Below are 17,003 nucleotides of genomic sequence, written 5' to 3' on the forward strand. Positions count from 1 at the left end.
GGCAAAGCAAGCTGTGTGCCACCCGCGACGATCACTTCACGCGGGATCTGGCCGAACCGCGCTGCGGTTGCTGCAGCTCGTCTGCGTATCTCGCACCCTGGACTGCAGTGGAGAAGATCGCGTCGGTGTTGGCGCAGGTCACGGGTCTGTCACGATCAGGATTCGGGCAGTGCTTGGTCTCGCGACGAATCGGTGGATTTACACTCAGGGCCTCGTCCGCCGTTGTCGATCGCTGGTCGCGAGTCTAGGAGGGGCGAACATGACGACTTCGACTCGACAGCAGCTGTGTTGGCCTGCGCTCGCCCTCGCGACCGTTGCCCTGCTCGCCCCCGCCTGTACCGACGACGCGCCTAGCGACACCGACAGCACCTCCGAGACCGAGACCGGTGACGGCGACGGAGATGGCGACGGAGACGGAGACGGAGATGGCGACGGAGACGGCGACGGTGACGGCGACGGCGACGGCGACGGCGACGGTGACGGCGACGGCGACGGCGACGGCGACGGTGACGGCGATCCTGCAGGCGCGAGCTCGCTGACCATCCTGCACATCAACGACCACCACTCGCACCTCGACAGCGACGAGTTCGCCTTCGACGTGTCCGGGCTCGACCTCGCGGCCAAGGCCGACGCCAACGACGCTGTGCTCGAGGAGGTCGAGGTGACCTACGGCGGCATGCCCATGCTCACCGCGCTGTTCGGCGAGCTCGAGGAAGCCAACGACGACGTGCTCAAGATCCACGCTGGTGATGCGATCACGGGCACACTCTACTACTCGCTGTTCGACGGTGAAGCCGACGCGCAGCTGATGAACGGGATCTGCTTCGACGCGTTCGCCCTCGGCAATCACGAGTTCGACGACGGCGACGCCGGTCTCGCCACGTTCCTCGACTTCCTCGCCGAGAGTGACTGCGCGACTCCGGTGCTGGCCGCCAACGTCGTGCCCCACGAGGGCTCGCCGCTCGTCGACGGCTACCTCGAGCCCTACGTGATCTTCGACGTCGCCGGCCAGCAGGTCGGGCTCATCGGCATCGACATTGCCCAGAAGACCAAGGTCTCGTCTCAGCCCGACGAGGGCACGCAGTTCCTCGACGAGCTCGAGACCGCGCAGCAGTACATCGACGAGCTCGAGCGCCTCGGCGTCAACAAGATCGTGCTGGTCACCCACTACCAGTACCAGCAGGACCTCGAGCTCGCGGCCAACCTGTCCGGCGTCGACGTCATCGTTGGCGGCGACTCGCACACCCTGCTCGGGGGCAGCAACCTGACCGAGCTCGGCTTTCAGGTCGGCGGCGACTACCCGACCGAGGTCACCGACAAGGACGGGAACATGGTCTGCGTGGTCCAGGCCTGGGAGTACGCCCACCTGCTCGGTGAGCTCCACGTCGACTTTGACGCCGCGGGTATCGTGACCAGCTGCTCGGGCACGCCCAAGCTGCCGATCGACGGGTTGACCTTCGCCTACGAGTACGTCAACGACATGTTGGAGGAGGAGCGTCGCGTGCTCGAGGGTGCGGACATCGACGCCGTCGTCGCTGCGCTGACCGCCTATGAGGAGATCGTCGTGGTCGACGCCGACGCCGACGCGAGCGCGGCGCTCTCGACCTTCAACGAGCAGGTGTCGGTGCTCGAGCAGACGGTCATCGGCAGCGTGTCCGAGCAGATCTGCCTCGAGCGCTTCCCCGGCCAGGGCACGTCCGGCAACGTCGAGTGCACCGAGGCTACCTACGCGCACGGCAGCGACATCGGCAACCTCGTGGCCAAGGCCTTCATGACCGTGACCCCGACCGCCGACTTCGCCATTCAAAACGGCGGGGGCGTGCGCGAGACCGTTGAGCCCGGCGACTACACGATCGCCAACGCCTTCAACCTGCTGCCTTTCTCCAACACCCTGGTGACGCTGGAGATGACCGGCATGGACATCGTGAACGTGCTCGAGGACGCGCTGTCCAACCACCTCGACGACATGGGCTCGACGGGCTCGTACCCCTACGCCTCGGGCATCCGCTACGACGTCGACGCCTCGGCCGCCGAGGGTGGCCGGATCAGCAACGTCGAGATCAACCCCCGGCTCGCGGGCAGCTGGGAGGCGATCGATCTCAACCTCACCTACGTCGTCGTGACCAACGACTTCATCGCCAAGGGCTTCGACGGCTACGAGACCTTCGGGCTGGTCTGGGACATGGGCGCGTACGAGAACACCTACACCGAGTACGCGCAGGGCTGGATCGACTACGTCGAGCTCGCCTCACCGCTGGCCAAGCTGCCGGTCGAGGAGGCCTCGACGCAGGTCTACATCGGCACCGACAGCTGCGACCACAGCCAGCAGGGCGACTGCGTCGCCTACTGAGTCGCGCGGGAGTCGAGCAATATATGTGAGCCCACCGCAGCGAGCCGACGAAGGCGAGCTGCGGTGTCATGAGTCCGCTGAGCGTGGCGAGCGTCTGCGGTCCCGCGCTTGCGCGCGCCGGTGCGGCACTCCGAGCGACACGGTAGACTCGGGAATGCTCGACGGAGCGGCGGCCGATCTCCAAGCTGGACCCCCGCGCGAGCGCCTGGCCTTCGCCGCTGTGTGGGCGCTGATCCTCGCGCCGGTCGTCGCCCACGGGCTGTGGCGGCCGTTGATCGTCGGGCTCGGCAGCAGCGGCGAGGCAGGCTGGATCACGATCGCGGCCCTGGTCGTCGCGGCAGCGGCCGTGGTCGGGCGCTGGATTGGTCCGGCCCGAGCGTGGCTTGGGTGGGGGATCCCGGGCGCGGCGGCGATCCTCGCCGCGCCGGTCGTCGGGCAGACGGGCCCCGGGGTTGTCGCGGCGGGAGTGGCCCTGCTGGCTGTCGCGGGCTCGACGTGCGCGGCCCTGCCGATCATGATCGAGCGGACCCCGAGGCAGCTCGACGGCCTCGCGGGTCGCAAGCGCTGGGCGACGGGCTTGGTCGTCGTGCTCGGGCTGCTCGCGATCGTCCAGACGGCCCGGGTCAGCACCTTCATCGGCGATCCCGAGCGGGCCGATAGCTCGGCCTTGCCGTTCCTCGATCGATACAACTACCACGCGTGCATGACCGCCTACGTGCAGGCGGCGAAGCTCGCCGACGCCCGCGTCGACAATCTCTATGACGCAGACTGGTGGCCCTCGGTCGGTCACACGCCGACCGGCGAGGCCCAGGCCGAGGCCTACGCGCCCTTCGATCTCGACGCCTACGCCTACCCGCCCCAGTTCCTGCTCGCGCCGCGTCTCGTCACCGCGCTCAGCGATGACTTCAGCGTCCAGCGAGCCCTGTGGTTCGGCGCCGGGGGTGTGTGGCTCGCGTTCGGGCTGTGGTTCGTGGCCGGGTGGATCGGCGAGACCGACGCTCGCGCGGGGATCCGGGCGCTGCTGCTCGGACCGTTGATCTGGGGCGCGCCTCCGATCATGGTCACGCTCCAGGTCGGCAACGTGCACATGGCGGTGGTCGTCGCCGCGGTCGTCGGGATGATCGCGTTCGAGCGTGAGCGCCCGGCCCTCGGCGGCGCGCTGCTGGCGTTTGCGATCCTGGCCAAGATCTCGCCGGGGCTGCTCGGGATCGTGCTGCTGGCGCAACGGCGCTGGCGAGAGGCCCTGTGGACGGCGGGCTTCGGACTCGGGTGGACGCTGCTCGCGCTGCTCGTGTTCGGGCTCGCGCCCTTCGAGGCGTTTGTCGGCTACGAGCTCCCGCGCTTGAGCTCGGGCGAGGCCCTCGAGTTCTTCACCGTCTCGCCCGAGGAGATCGCGTCGAACCTCGCGCCCTTCGGTCTGCCGTTCAAGCTCGAGGTGCTCGGGCTGGCGATCGACGACGTCTGGGCGAGCGCCGCGATGATCGGCACGGTGTTCACGCTCGGCGCGGTCGGGCTGAGCGTCGGCGCGGGCTTGCGCGGCGGAGATCGACGGGTCCACGTCGGGCTGTGGCTGGCGGTCTTGACCCTCGGCGGCTTGCGCAGCCCGTTCGCGCCGCCCTACGTGGGCTTCGCTGCGCTGTGGTTGTTGAGCCTGTGGGCGGCCGAGGTCCGCGGAGCTCGGGGTGTGGTGGCGATCGTCGTGGGCTTCGTGCTGCTGCTCGGTGTGCCGCCGATGCCCGCGGTCGCGATGGTGAGCGTGTCGATGGTTCAACAGCTCGCGCTGCTCGGCCTGGTCGTGTGGTTCATCGTCCGGCCACGACGTCGGCAGGCTCGGGCGATGTCATGACCTCATGTCGGGGCTCGCACTCGTGCGGTGCCGTCGTGCATGAGCAGCCGCAGGGCCTGCGCCAACGCTCCGACATGGGGCGGCGCGAGCATGTCGAGGTGACCGCCCGGCACCTCGACCACGCGCAGCTCGGCCACGAGTTCGCGCCAGCGTTCGCTTAGTTGGCGTGAGCGACCCTCCCGGGCTTCGATCAGCACGAGGGAAGGATCGCCGTCGCGCAGGTCGAGCTCGGACAGGACCTGCCACGCTCGCTCACCGTGGGCGAGGTAGCGCTGGTAGATCGCGCGGAGCTCGTCGACGCTCGCGCTGCCGTCGAGGTCGCCGCTGGCGAGGGCGAGCTCGCAGGCCCGGGCAAACCGTTGGGCGGGCGCGACCTCGGCCAGCTCCGCCGCGATGGGCGATCGGCCCGACAGCTGCTGCACGAACGCGGTGAGGTGCTCGAGCTCATCGCGCTCGCGCCACGGTCGCTCGGCGAGCAGCCCCGGCGGCAGGCTGTCGAGCAGCACCAGCGCTCGCGGTGGTCGACCGCACGCGCGCAGCGACTGAGCCAGCGCCCACGCGAGCAGACCGCCGTTGGATGCACCCGCGAGCAGGTATGAGCCAGGCGCGAGCGAGTCCAGCTGCGAGCGCAGGGCTGCGGTGATGTCCGCGAGCTCGGGCAGGGGACCGCGCTCGCCGAACGATGGCGGCTCGAGGGCCCAGACCGGACCGCCGAGCTGCGCGGCGAGCTCGGCGAGCAAACGCGGGCGCTGGCCGGGGGGGAGCACACACACAGACGCGGGTCCGGGCCCGTCGCCGAGCTGGTGCAGGCGCGCGCGTGCCTGGTCCGGTGCGCCCTCGTGTGTGCCGGTCAGCCTTCGGGCCAGGCGCGCGACGTCGATCCCCTCGAACAGCTCAGCGAGGGCCACGCGCAACCCGAGCGTACGGTCGAGCGCGGCGACCAAGCGCGCGGCGCCGAGCGAGTCGCCGCCGCTCGCGAAAAAATCAGCGTCGAGCCGCGGCGGCGCGTGTCCGAGCACGTCCGTCCACACGGCCCAGACCGCGGCCTCGGCTTCATCGTGTGGCTGGTCGTGATCACGCGGGTGCACGGCTTCGCTGGGCGCGGGCAAGCGAGCCAGCGCGCGCCGATCGAGCTTGCCAGTCGAGGTCATCGGCAGCGCGTCCACACGGACCAACACCGCCGGCACCATCGCGCTCGGCAACACCTGCGCGAGCTGATCCCGCAGCGCCGTCGCGTCGGTGCCGACCTCGGTTGCGACGTAAAGCCCAACCAGCTGCGCCGGCCCGGAGCTGGGCTCGCGCAGATCCACAGCCGCCGCGCGCACGCCCGGGAGCGCGCGCAGCTTGGCCTCGATCTCGCCGGGCTCGATCCGGTGGCCGCGGAGCTTGAGGAACCCGCCGCGGCGCCCAGCGAATTCAAACCGACCGCCCGGGAGCGCGCGACCGAGGTCGCCGCTGTGATAGCGACGCCGGCCGTCGACCTGCGCGAACGCGGCCGCGGTCTGGCTCGGCCGCCGCCAGTAGCCAAGCGCGAGGTAGGGGCTCTCGATCACGATCTCGCCGACACCGTAGAGCGCAGGCTGTTCACCGACCGGGGTCTCGAGCCGCACGCGCACGCCGGGCACAGGGGTCCCGATCGGCAGGCTGCCCGTGCGCGGGTCTTCGCTGACCAGCTCTTGCAGCGCGAGCGTGCACTCGGTCGGACCGAGCCCGTTGATCAGCCGCGTCGTGGGGCCAAACCACCGGGCGACGGCCAGGGCGTCGTCGCGGCGGGCCTCTTCACCGCCGAGTACGACCCAGCGGAGCTGTCCGGCGAGCGTGGCGGCGGTGTTCAGGCACGCGACCAGGTGGCGAAACACCGTCGGGGTGCTGTGGAACACGCTGACGCTCCGCGCTCGCAATTCGCTGGGCAGATCGACCAGCGCCTCGCCGTGCAGATCGATCGGGCACAGCGTCGCGCCCGACAGCAGCGCGCCGTAGATGTCCATGACCGCCGCATCGAAGGCGTGCGTCGACACCAGGCTCACGCGATCACCCGGACTCAGCTCGAGCCGCTTGGCGTAGCTGCTGGCGTGATGCAGCAAGTTGGCCTGCGACTGCATGACCGCTTTGGGGCGACCGGTCGAGCCCGAGGTGTACAGCAGGTACGCGAGCTGTTCGGGCGCGGGGTTGCGAGGCGCCGCCGTGGTGGTGGGTGGCGCGTCGATCAGGATCCGCGTCAGCCCAGGCGCGAGCGCGTCGGCGAGCGGTTCGTGGTCGGGGCCGCACAGCATGAGATCGAGCTGCGCGTCATCGATGAGCTCGCGCAGCCGCGCGTGCGGCAGGCGTGGATCCAGCGGCACGTAGGCGACGCCAGCCGCGAGCGCGCCGAGCATCCCCGCGGCCATGTGCTCGTCTTCGCATACGAGCAATCCGGCGCGCTCATAGCCACCGCTCCCCAGCGCGCTGGCGACCGCGAGCGCGCTGGCGTGCAGCGAGGCGTAGGTGGTCTGGCGGGCGCTGGTGTCGACTGCGATCACGCCCGCGTGCGCGCTGGCGATCAAGGCGAAGCGCTCGAACACGAGCATGGACTCACCAACCACCACCGCAGGTTCGAGCTCGGCGCCAGGTCGCCGCAGCGCGAGCGTGGACAGGCGCTGCTCGGGCTGCTCGACCAAGCCCAGCAAGCACGCGCGCAGGTGCTCGAGCAGCAGGTCGATCTGCTCGGCGTCGAACAGATCCACGTCGTACAGGGCGCAGACCCGCAGCCCAGCTGGGTGTCGCACCGCGTAGACGGCCAGGTCATAGCGGGCGACCGGCCCGCGCTCGAGCACGCGCTGGGCCCCGAGGCTGGCCCAGCTGCGCTCGGTCTCGCCGATGTCGACCATGTTGAGCAACACCTGAAACAGGGGCGTGCGCGCCAGGTCCCGCGCTGGCCGATCGGGGTCGTCGGTGTGGTCGTACAGCGCCTGCAGGACCTGCTCGAACGGCAGCTCGGAGCTGGCGAAGGCCTCGAGCGCGCAGGCCCGGGCGCGGGTCAGCAGCTCAGCCAGGGACGGATCCCCGCCCGCGTCGAGGCGCAGGCACACCAGGTTGAGGAACGGACCGAGCATGTCCGCCGTCGCCGGGTGCGGGCGCAGTCCAACCGGCGAGCCGATCGTGACATCGGTGGTCCCACACCAGCGGGCCAGCACGGCCGTCAGCGCCGCGAGCATCACCGCGTAGATCGTCGTGTGAGCAGCAGACGCCCGCTCACCGATCGCCCGGATGAGCGCGGGCTCGAGCTCCAGCTCCAGCCACGCGCCGCGGTGACCCTGGCGCGCTGGCCGGGGACGCGCGCGCGGGAGCTCGAGCGGCTCGACCCCACGCAGCCGCTGGCACCAGCTGGCGAGCTGCTGGCGGGACTGCGCGCGATCGACCAGCGCGCGCTGCCAGGCCGCGACGTCGGCGTAGGCGAGCTCGACCTCGGGCAACCGCGGCGGTCGATCTTCACACGCCGCCCGATACAGCTCGACCAGGTCCCGGGCGAGGATCCGCATCGACGCGGCCTCGCCGACGATGTGGTGGAGCTCGAGCTCGAGCCGCTCGCTGCCGTCTGTCGCGGTCCAGCTGCGCGCCCGCCAGACGGGACCGCGGGCCAGGTCAAACCGCTCGAGCCGCGCCTGGGACGGCGCAGCGCCGCGCTCGAGCACGGCCGCGCGGGGCGGCCCGACCCGCTGGATCAGGCGGTCACCGTGGAGCTCGAAGGTCGTGCGCAGCACCTCGTGGCGGGTCTCGAGGCTGACCAGCGCGCGCTCGAGAGCGGGGAGCTCGAGCGGGGCGTCCAGCCGCAACGTGTGGGTGATGCTCAGCTGCGGCCTGGAGCTGCGACGCCAGCCGTCGAGCGCGTGCAGCAACCAGATCCGTTCCTGCGCGAACGAAGCCTGCGCGGGTTGAAGTGGCGGTCGCGCGCGCAGCTGCGGGAGGTCCTTGGCGCGTCGCTGCTCGAGCGCGCGGGCGCAGCCGGCCAGGGTCGGGCGCTCGAACAACGCGGGCACCGGTAGCTCCAGCCCGAGCGCCGCGTGAACGCGGGCGGCGAGCTGAACCGCCAGCAGCGAGTGGCCACCGATCGCAAAGAAGTCGTCGTGCCGACCGACGCGCTCGCGCTCGAGCAACCCGGACCAGATCGTGGCGAGCGCGGTCTCCAGCGCGGTCGCGGGGGCCTCGTAGCGAGCGCTCGACGCGGGCGCGCCCATGTCCAACTCGTGCGCCCGCTCGGTCAGCGCCCGGCGGTCGAGCTTGCCGTTCGCGGTCAGCGGCAGCGCCTCGATCACCCCCCACCGCGTCGGCACCATCGCCGCGGGCAGCCGCGTGGCCAGGCTCGCCTGCAGCTGCGCTGGCGCCATCTCCACTGATCCCGCGAGCCAGGCCACGAGCTCGCGCTCGCCGTCGCTGGACTCGCGCGCGACCACGCCCGCGGACCCACCCGACAGCTCGCTGATCACCGCCTCGACCTGCTCCGGCTCGACTCGCACCCCGCGGATCTTGAGCATCGCGTCGAGCCGACCCACGCAGACCACGTCGCCGTCGTGGCGCCGTCGGCCGAGATCTCCGGTGCGATAGCGCGGGCCGGGCTCCACCAAGAACCGCTCACGGGTCAGCGCGGGCTCGTCGAGGTATCCGCTCGCCAGGTGGGTCGTGCACACGACGATCTCACCGAGCTCGTTGATCGCAGCCGGCCCCGCGGGGGTCTGGACCTCCAGGGTCACGCCCTCGATCCCGCGCCCGATCGGCACGATCGCGCGGCCCTCGTCCGCCGCGACGACGCGGTGCACGGCGATCGCCTGGGGCGTCTCCGTGGCTCCGTAGAAGTTGAACAGCTCGGCGTTGGGCGCCAGGCGCCGCCACGTCGCGCCGTCGCGCCCGCGCAGCTGATCGCCGCCAAAGCAGACCCGCCGCAAGCTCGGCAGACTGCCGGTCGCGCTGGCGGCGATCGAGCGAGCCAGCGGCGGCGTGATGTGGAGGATCGTGACGCCCTCGGTGTCGATCCACGTCGCCAGCTCCGCGCCGAGCTGGCCGGGCTCGCCCGGCGGCATGAGCACCCGCGCGCCCGCGATCAGGGCGCCAAAGATGTCGCGCAGGGTCGGGTCGTGGCCAAGGCCGGAGAGCGCGGCGAAGCGATCGTGCTCGTCGATCCCCAGCGACTCGCGGTACCAACTCGAGAAGTGCGCGAGCGGGTCCAGGGTGCCGATCACCGCGCGCGGCTTCCCGCTGGTCCCCGACGTGAACGCCAGATACGCCTCCGCCTGGCGGCGCGGTGGCGGACACCACTCGGCCCCGTTCATTGCCGCGGCCGGCTCGGCGATCCGAGGCAGCCGTGCCAGCGCGCGCGCGAGCTCGGGGCCAGGTTCTCCGTCGAGACACATCCACCCGCGGGGCTGGGCGATCTCCAGCATCTGGATCAACCGCGCGGGTGGATAGCTCGCGTCCAGCACGACGAACGAGGCCCCCGCGGTGATCGCCGCGAGCAGGGCGACGACCAGCGAGGGCTCGCGCCGCGCGAGCACGACCACGCGCCCGGGCTCGCGCTCGTCGTCGCTGCTGGCGATGAGCACTCGAGCCAGCGCGCGCGCGCGAGCTCGCAGCTGACCATGGGTGATCGTCTCGCGCGGTCCGACCACGGCGATCTGCCCGGCCGGCACCGCGTCGAGCGTGGCTGTCATCCATGCGCCGTGCGACGGCGCGGGCGTTGGCGCTTCGAGCATCGGGTCGCGCTTCTGCGCCCCCAACGGGATCGCCGTCCACGGCCCCGCGAACGCCCCAACACCAGCGAGCACCGCCGCGATCTGGTCGAGCAACGCCGCCACGCTGGCCGACTCGAGCAGCTCGGTACGATAGGCCGCCTCGAGCTCGAGCCCATGCTCGCGCGGATACGCATAGATCGTCAGATCAAACCGCGAGCCGGGCATGCTGGCCTCGACCTCGCACTCGAGCCCGGCGAAGCGCGGCTGCGGCTCGACGAACGCGACGTAGTTCAGCATCACATTGGGGATCGCCGGGCGACCGCCGTCACGATGCAACCGGGCGACCACACGATCGAGGGGCAGGTCCGCGTGCTCGAAGGTCGCCAGCACGGCCGCCCGGGTGCGCTCGAGGATCTGCGAGAAATCGAGCGCGTCGTCACCAAGCTCGAGGCGCAGCAGCAAGGTGTCGACCAGCATCCCGACCACCCCCTCGAGCTGCGCGCGCGGACGGTTCGCAAACGGAACACCCACGCACAGATCGCGGCTGCCCGTCCACCGCGCCAGCACGACGCTCACGGCTGCAGCCACGAGCATGAACGGCGTCGCCGCGCGAGCCTGGGCGTACGCGAGCGCGACGGTCCAGCTGGGAAGGTCGAGCGATCGACTCACGCTCGCGCCCGCCGAAGACACACGCTCGGGCCGCTGGTGATCGATCGGCAGCTCGATCGCGCCGACGCCTGCCAGTCGCCGCGCCCAACCATCCAGCCGGCCGCGAGAGCTGGGGGTCGCCTCGTGCCGCGCCAGCTCCCGGGCGACCTCGGTGAGTCGGACCGGCAGCGGCCCGAGCGTGACCGGCTCTCGCCGACAGGCCGCCGAGTACAGCTGCCCGAGATCCGTCAGCAACACCGACATCGACCAGCCATCACAGACGAGGTGATGGACGCGCAGGACCAGGACGTGCTCCGTCGCGCTGATCGGCTCGAGCGCCGCCACGAACGGGCGCCCATCCAGCGGCTCAGTCGACCCGCTCGACCAGCGCACGGATCGCTCGTTGAGGACGACCTGAACCGGCTCACCCTCGCGCTCCTCGAACCGAGTGCGCAGGGCCTCGTGGCGATCGATCAGCGCGTCGAGGGCAACCTCGAGCGACCGCGACTCGAGGTGGCCACGCAGTCGCACGCGCAGCACCAGCTCGAGCGCCGCGCTGTCCGGATCGACCCGGGTGACGAACCACAGCTGACGTTGGGCCCCGGTCAGCGGGGCGGCGGCGTTGCGATCCGAGAGCAGGGCCAACAGCTCGGGCTTGAGCGCGCGCAGGCGGTCGCGGAGGGCCGCATCGAGCGTCCCGGCTGGCGCCCGAATTCGCAGCTGGTCACCGTCGACGTGGAGCTCGAGCCCGCGGGTGACGAGCTCCTCATACAGCCGTCGGGCCTCAGCGCCCACGCGAGAGCGCCTCCGCGAGTTCATCGCTCCACACGATGATCGCTGTCTACCACTGTTCGCCCGAGCGAGGACCGCGCCTGGTGGCAGCGCTGCTCCGCACGCACCCGTCCGCGGGGACGACCCCGAGCTGCGAATCGACCGAGCGCGAACCGGCCACCGTCGGCGAGGTGCCAGGGTGTCTGGTGGGCCCCCACGGCCGCTTCGGAGCCAGCTCTGAACGCATTTTCCCGTGTCCGCGGGGCCAACGACGTGCGCCAAAATCTTGCTACTGTCGGCGCTTCATGGCTCGCCCGAGCCGTGCCAGGCCCGCCATGCCGTCGAGCACATACAAGATTGAAGAGCTGCTCTACCGCAACGCGCGGACCCAGACCTATCGCGCTCGACATCGCGACACGGGCGAGAAGGTGCTGATTCGGATCCCGGCGGCGAGCAAGGGTCCAATCAGCCTCCGCCGCGAGCACGAGATCCTCGAGCTGCTGGGGCTCGAGCCCAGGCCCGTGCACCCGCGCGAGGCCGATCTCGACGCGGCGATGGCCGTGGTCACGCCCGATCCCGGCGGGGTGATCCTCAAGCCGCTGCTCGGCTCGAGCTTCGACCTCGACACCATGCTGGCGCTGGCCAAGAGCCTGGTCACCGCGATCGAGCGCGCCCATCAGCAGCGCGTGGTGTTGCGCGACGTCACCCCGCACAACGTGCTCGTCGATCTCAGCGAGCGGCGGGTCAGCCTGATCAGCTATGGGCTGGCGTCGCGTGTGTCGCGAGAGCGCAGCAGCGTCGGCGCTGGCGGGACGACCGACGGGATCTTGGCCTACGTCTCGCCCGAGCAGACCGGGCGAATGAACCGCGAGGTCGACTATCGCACCGACTTCTACTCGCTCGGCGTCACGCTCTACGAGCTCGCAACCGGCGAGCTTCCGTTCACGGGCAGCGATCCCGTCGAGCTCGTCCACGCCCACATCGCCCGCACGCCGCCGCGGCCCCGCTTGAAGTCGGCTGGGCTCCCGCGCGCGCTCTCGGCCTTGATCCTCAAGCTTCTGGCCAAGAACGCCGAAGATCGCTACCGGACCGCCTCCGGCATTCTCCGCGACCTCGAGCGGATCGAGGCGCAGCTCGCGCGCGGGGCCGACGAGTCGATGGTGCTCGGGCGCGATGATCGGTCCGAGCAATTTTTGATCCCCCAGGAGCTGTACGGGCGCGAGACCGAGTTTGCCTGTGCGCTCGAGCTGTTCGAGCGGGTCGCCGACGGACGCCCGGAGCTGCTGTTGGTCTCGGGTTACTCGGGCATTGGCAAGACCGCGCTGGTCTATGAGCTGCACCGTCCAACGGTGGTGCGCCGCGGGTTCTTTGCGGTCGGCAAGTTCGACATGCGGGCGCAGACCGTGCCCTACTCGGGCTTCGTCGCCGCGTTTCGGGACCTGGTGCTGCAGCTGCTGACCGAGTCGGCGCAGACCGTGGCGCAGTACAAGCGCAACTTCGAGGCCACCCTCGGCGACCAGGGCCAAGTGCTGATCGAGCTGGTCCCGGAGCTCGAGCTGTTGATCGGCAACCAGCCGCCGGTCCCCGAGGTCGACGCGGCGATGGCCGAGCAGCGGCTGCGGGGGCTGCTGACCCGGTTCGTGCAGGTGTTCACCGCCGAGCTACGCCCGCTGGTGATCTTCCTCGACGACCTGCAGTGGGCCGACGCCGCGTCGATGAAGCTGCTCAAGCACCTCGCGAGCAACGCCGACAGTCGCTCGCTGCTCATGATCGGGGCCTATCGTGACAACGAGATCGGGCCCACCCACCCGCTGACCCTCGCGCTCGCGGATCTGCGCGAGACCGAGGTCTCCCTGACCGAGCTCGAGCTGCTCGCGCTCGACGCCGACTCGGTCACCAAGCTGGTCGCCGACACGCTCCACGACGACAGCGAGCGGGTCGTCGAGCTCACCGGGTTGCTGCGGGACAAGACCGGCGGCAACCCCTTCTTCCTCCGGCAGTTCTTCGCCAGCTTGCACGAGAGCGGCGAGCTGACCTGGGGGGCCGGCGCCGACGGCATGAGCTGGGGCTGGGACATCGCGGCGCTGCGGGCCAAGGGCTACACCGAGAACGTCATCGACCTCATGGTCGCGAAGCTGCGCAAGCTCGCCGATCGAACCCAGCGGGTGATCGAGCTGGCGGCGTGCATCGGCAGTCGGTTTGACGCGACGACCCTCGCCACGGTCATGGACTGCCCGATCGAGGACGTCGTCGAGGATCTGTGGGAGGCCGTGCAGCTCGGCCTGGTCCGCGCCGAAGAGACCGCCGAGCTCAACGTTCGCTATCGCTTCGCGCACGATCGCGTGCAAGAGGCCGCGTACTCGCTGCTCGACGAGCAGGCCCGCCGCCGCGCGCACCTGCGGATCGGTCGGTTGTTGTGGGAGGGGCGGCCCGGCGAGCAACAAATTGAAGAGCAGCTGTTCGACATCTGCCGGCACTTCAACATGTGCATCGAGCTGATCGAAGACGCCGACGAGCGCCGCCGGATCGCCAGCCTCGAGCTCGCGGCCGGTCGCCAGGCCAAGGCGTCCACCGCCTACGACGCCGCCCGCAGCTACCTCGTCGCCGGGCTCGAGCTCGCGGGCGGTGAGCAAGCGTGGGCGCGCGGGCAGGAGCTGGCGTTCGGGCTGCACCGCGAGCTGGCCGAGTGCGAGTACCTCATTGGTGACGCCGAGGCCGCGGACCTCCACTTCGATCAGATCCTCGAGCACGCGCACGCCGAGCTGACCCGCGTCGAGATCTACAAGCTCAAGGCCACGCTCTCGTATCACAGCGCCAAGTACCCCGAGGCCCTGGCCGCGACGCGTGCGGGGTTGCTGGTGCTCGGCCACGAATTCCCCGACGTCAGCGACGCCGCGGGCCTCGACGCGCTCGCGGCCAAAGAGGGCGCGACGCTGGCCAAGCTGCTCGAAGGCCACAGCATCTCGAGCTTCGTGGATCTGCCGCCCATGGTCGATCCGCACGCGCTCGCGGAGGCCGAGCTCTACAACGAGCTGTCGCTGATCGGCATGTTCTACAACCCGCAGCTCGCGTCGATCGGCGCGCTCAAGCGGGTCACGCTCTCGATCGAGCGGGGCAATTCGCGGGTGTCGGGGCCGGCCTATGGCGCCCACGGCATGGTCGTTGGCAGCGCGCTGGGTGACTACGCGTCCGGCTACGCGTTCGGCAAGGTCGGGCTCGAGCTCTCGCGCCGTCAGGGCGACCGCCGGGCCGAGTGCCAGGCCGCATTTTGGTTCGCGGCCTTCACCAACCACTGGTACGCGCCGATCGCCGACGGCATCCCGATCCTCAAGTCCGGGGTCGAGCACGCGCTGCGCATTGGCGCGCCGATCTGGGCCGCCTACAACACCTTCTTCGTCCCCGTTCACACGCTGGTCAGCGGCGCGCGCCTCGACGAGGTCGAAGACGCGGTCGGGCGCTACCTGCCGCTCATGGATCCGCTGTCGGCCGCGGGCACGCGCGGGTATCTGCAGCTGGTGCTCAGCCTGACCGGGCGCACCCCCGAGCCCGGCACCCTGTCCGACGCCAACTTCGACGACGCCAGCTTCATCGCGCAGAACAGCGAGCCCGGCCGGGTGCTGGGCCTCAAGCACTACTATGTGGCTGCGATCACCGGCTTGGTGCTGTTCGGGCGCAGCCGCGAGGCCGTCGAGCTGGCCGAGGCCTCGCTCGGCTCGGGCGACCCCGCGATCGTGCTGTTCGCCCAGGTCGTCAACGCGTGGTGGGTATTTTTTCAGGGCGTCGCGCTGTGCGATCTGCTGTCGAGCGAGCCCGCCAACGAGCACACCGAAGAGCGCCGCGCGGCCGCCGATGCTTGCTGCGAGCGCCTCGAGATCTACGCCCGCAACGCGCCCTCCAACTTCGAGGCCATGCGGCTGTTGTTGCAGGCCGAGCAGTCGCGGCTCGACGGGGATCAGCTCGACGCCATGACCGGCTACGACCAGGCGATCATGGCCGCGCGCGAGCACGAGCTCGTGCACATCGAGGCGTTCGCCAACGAGCGGACCGGTCGCTTTCACCTCGAGCAAGGCCGCGAGAAGGTCGCCAAGGGCTACCTGCGCGAGGCCAGCAACCGCTACGCGATGTGGGGCGCCAGCGCCAAGGTCGAGCAGCTGCGCCAAGAGTTCCCCGACGCCGTCGCCGACAGCCACGCGCAGCAGGACGAGGGCGACCTGACCTCACGAGACCCGCGCGGCATCGACCTGGCCTCGGTGCTCAAGTCCTCGCGGGTCCTGACCAGCGAGATCGACCTGCAGCGGCTGTTGCAGACCACGCTGACGATCGTGCTCGAGAACGCCGGGGCCGAGCGTGGCGTGCTGTTGATCGCCGACGGTGACGAGCTGCGCGTCGAGGCCTCGGGTCGGCTCGATGGTCCGCGCGCCGACATCCAGACCTTCGCCGACGCCCCGATCCCGCTCGAGCAAGCCGACGGCCTGCCCGTGTGTGTCAGCGTCGCGCAGTACGTCGCGCGGACCCGCGACACCATGGTGCTCGACGACGCCCACGCCCGCGGTCGCGTGGTCCAAAACCCCTACATCGCCAGCAATCGGGTCCGCTCGGTCATCTGCACCCCGCTGGTCCAGCAGGGCCGGCTGTTTGGCGTCATCTACCTCGAGAACAACCTGGTCGCGGGCGCGTTCACCCCCGGTCGCATCGAGACCCTCAAGCTGATCGCCTCGCACTCGGTCATCGCCATACAAAACGCGCGGCTGTACGCCAACTTGAACCGCTACTCGCAGGATCTCGAGCGCATCAACAAGTCGATGTCGCGGTTCGTGCCCAGCGAGTTTCTGGGCTGTCTGGGCAAGGACACCCTGCTCGAGGTCGGCCTGGGCCTGAGCGTGTCCAAGGACATGTCGATCTTGTTCTCCGACATCCGCGGGTTCACGAGCTTGATCGAGAGCTTGCCGATTCAGCAGCACATCGAGTTCATCAACGAATACCTGCAATACATGGAGCCGCCGATCGCCACGAATCACGGCTTCGTCGACAGCTACATCGGCGACGCGATCATGGCCTTGTTCGAGGGCACCTCGGACTGCGCCGTCCAGGCCGCCGTCGACATGAGCGCCGAGCTGCGCGAGCTCAACGGCAAGCGCGCGGCCCGAGGCGAGGCGCCGGTCAACATGGGCGTCGGGATCAACAGCGGCCCGCTCACGCTCGGCACGATCGGCGGGCCGACCCGCATCAAGTGCGGGGTGATCGGCGAGAGCGTCAACCTGGCCGCGCGCGTGCAGGAGCTGACCAAGCGCTATCAGACCTTCCTGCTGGTGACCGACTCGTCGATCGCCGCGCTGGCTGACGCGGCGCGCTACACCACCCGGGTGGTCGGGCGCGTGACCGTGGCTGGCAGCCAGATCCCGACCACGCTCTACGAGGTCATTGACGCCGAGATGCGGCTGCCCGTGCGGGACGCCAAGCTCGCGACTTTGGCCAAGTACGAGCGGGGGGTCGCGGCGTTTTATGCTGCGCGGTTTGATGAGGCGGCCGTGGAGTTTGATGCGTGCTTGCGGTCGTGTCCGCAGGACATTCCGGCCAGGTTGCTGCGGAATGATTGTGATTACTTCAAGCGGGTGGGGGTGCCCAGTGATTGGACGGGTGTGGCGCGGCTCGACAGCAAGTAACGGCGGCGATTTGCGACGGTCGA

4 protein-coding genes are annotated in these 17,003 nt (G+C 70.2%); 3 read left to right on the top strand and 1 reads right to left on the bottom strand.

Annotated features, from left to right (window positions below; translation table 11 throughout):
* Positions 1–259: 259 nt before the first annotated feature.
* On the top strand, positions 260–2,350 hold the full coding sequence (locus ENSA7_RS05585; protein WP_106088151.1) for a 5'-nucleotidase C-terminal domain-containing protein: 2,091 nt from the start codon (positions 260–262) through the stop codon (positions 2,348–2,350).
* Between the two features lie 154 nt (positions 2,351–2,504).
* Positions 2,505–4,196 (top strand): glycosyltransferase family 87 protein, encoded by a 1,692-nt coding sequence (locus ENSA7_RS05590; RefSeq protein ID WP_106088152.1) that lies wholly within the window; start codon positions 2,505–2,507, stop codon positions 4,194–4,196.
* A gap of 2 nt (positions 4,197–4,198) precedes the next feature.
* Here the strand turns inward: ENSA7_RS05590 and ENSA7_RS05595 are convergent, their stop codons facing one another.
* Complete coding sequence (locus ENSA7_RS05595; protein WP_181233217.1) at positions 4,199–11,341, bottom strand: condensation domain-containing protein; 7,143 nt, start codon at positions 11,339–11,341, stop codon at positions 4,199–4,201.
* Positions 11,342–11,652: 311 nt separating this feature from the next.
* On the opposite strand from ENSA7_RS05595, the gene ENSA7_RS05600 reads away from it, so the two are divergent.
* Positions 11,653–16,980 carry an AAA family ATPase gene (locus tag ENSA7_RS05600; protein ID WP_181233219.1) on the top strand — a complete coding sequence of 1,776 codons (5,328 nt, stop codon included), beginning with the start codon at positions 11,653–11,655 and terminating at the stop codon, positions 16,978–16,980.
* Positions 16,981–17,003 lie beyond the last annotated feature (23 nt).

Source organism: Enhygromyxa salina (assembly GCF_002994635.1).
GTDB classification, from domain to species: domain Bacteria; phylum Myxococcota_A; class Polyangia; order Nannocystales; family Nannocystaceae; genus Plesiocystis; species Plesiocystis salina_B.

What these genes read in the sequence shown, in the direction of transcription:
- ENSA7_RS05585 (WP_106088151.1), top strand. Translation starts at nt 260, where the DNA reads ATGACGACTTCGACTCGACAGCAGCTGTGTTGGCCTGCGCTCGCCCTC.
- ENSA7_RS05590 (WP_106088152.1), top strand. Translation starts at nt 2,505, where the DNA reads ATGCTCGACGGAGCGGCGGCCGATCTCCAAGCTGGACCCCCGCGCGAG.
- ENSA7_RS05600 (WP_181233219.1), top strand. Translation starts at nt 11,653, where the DNA reads ATGCCGTCGAGCACATACAAGATTGAAGAGCTGCTCTACCGCAACGCG.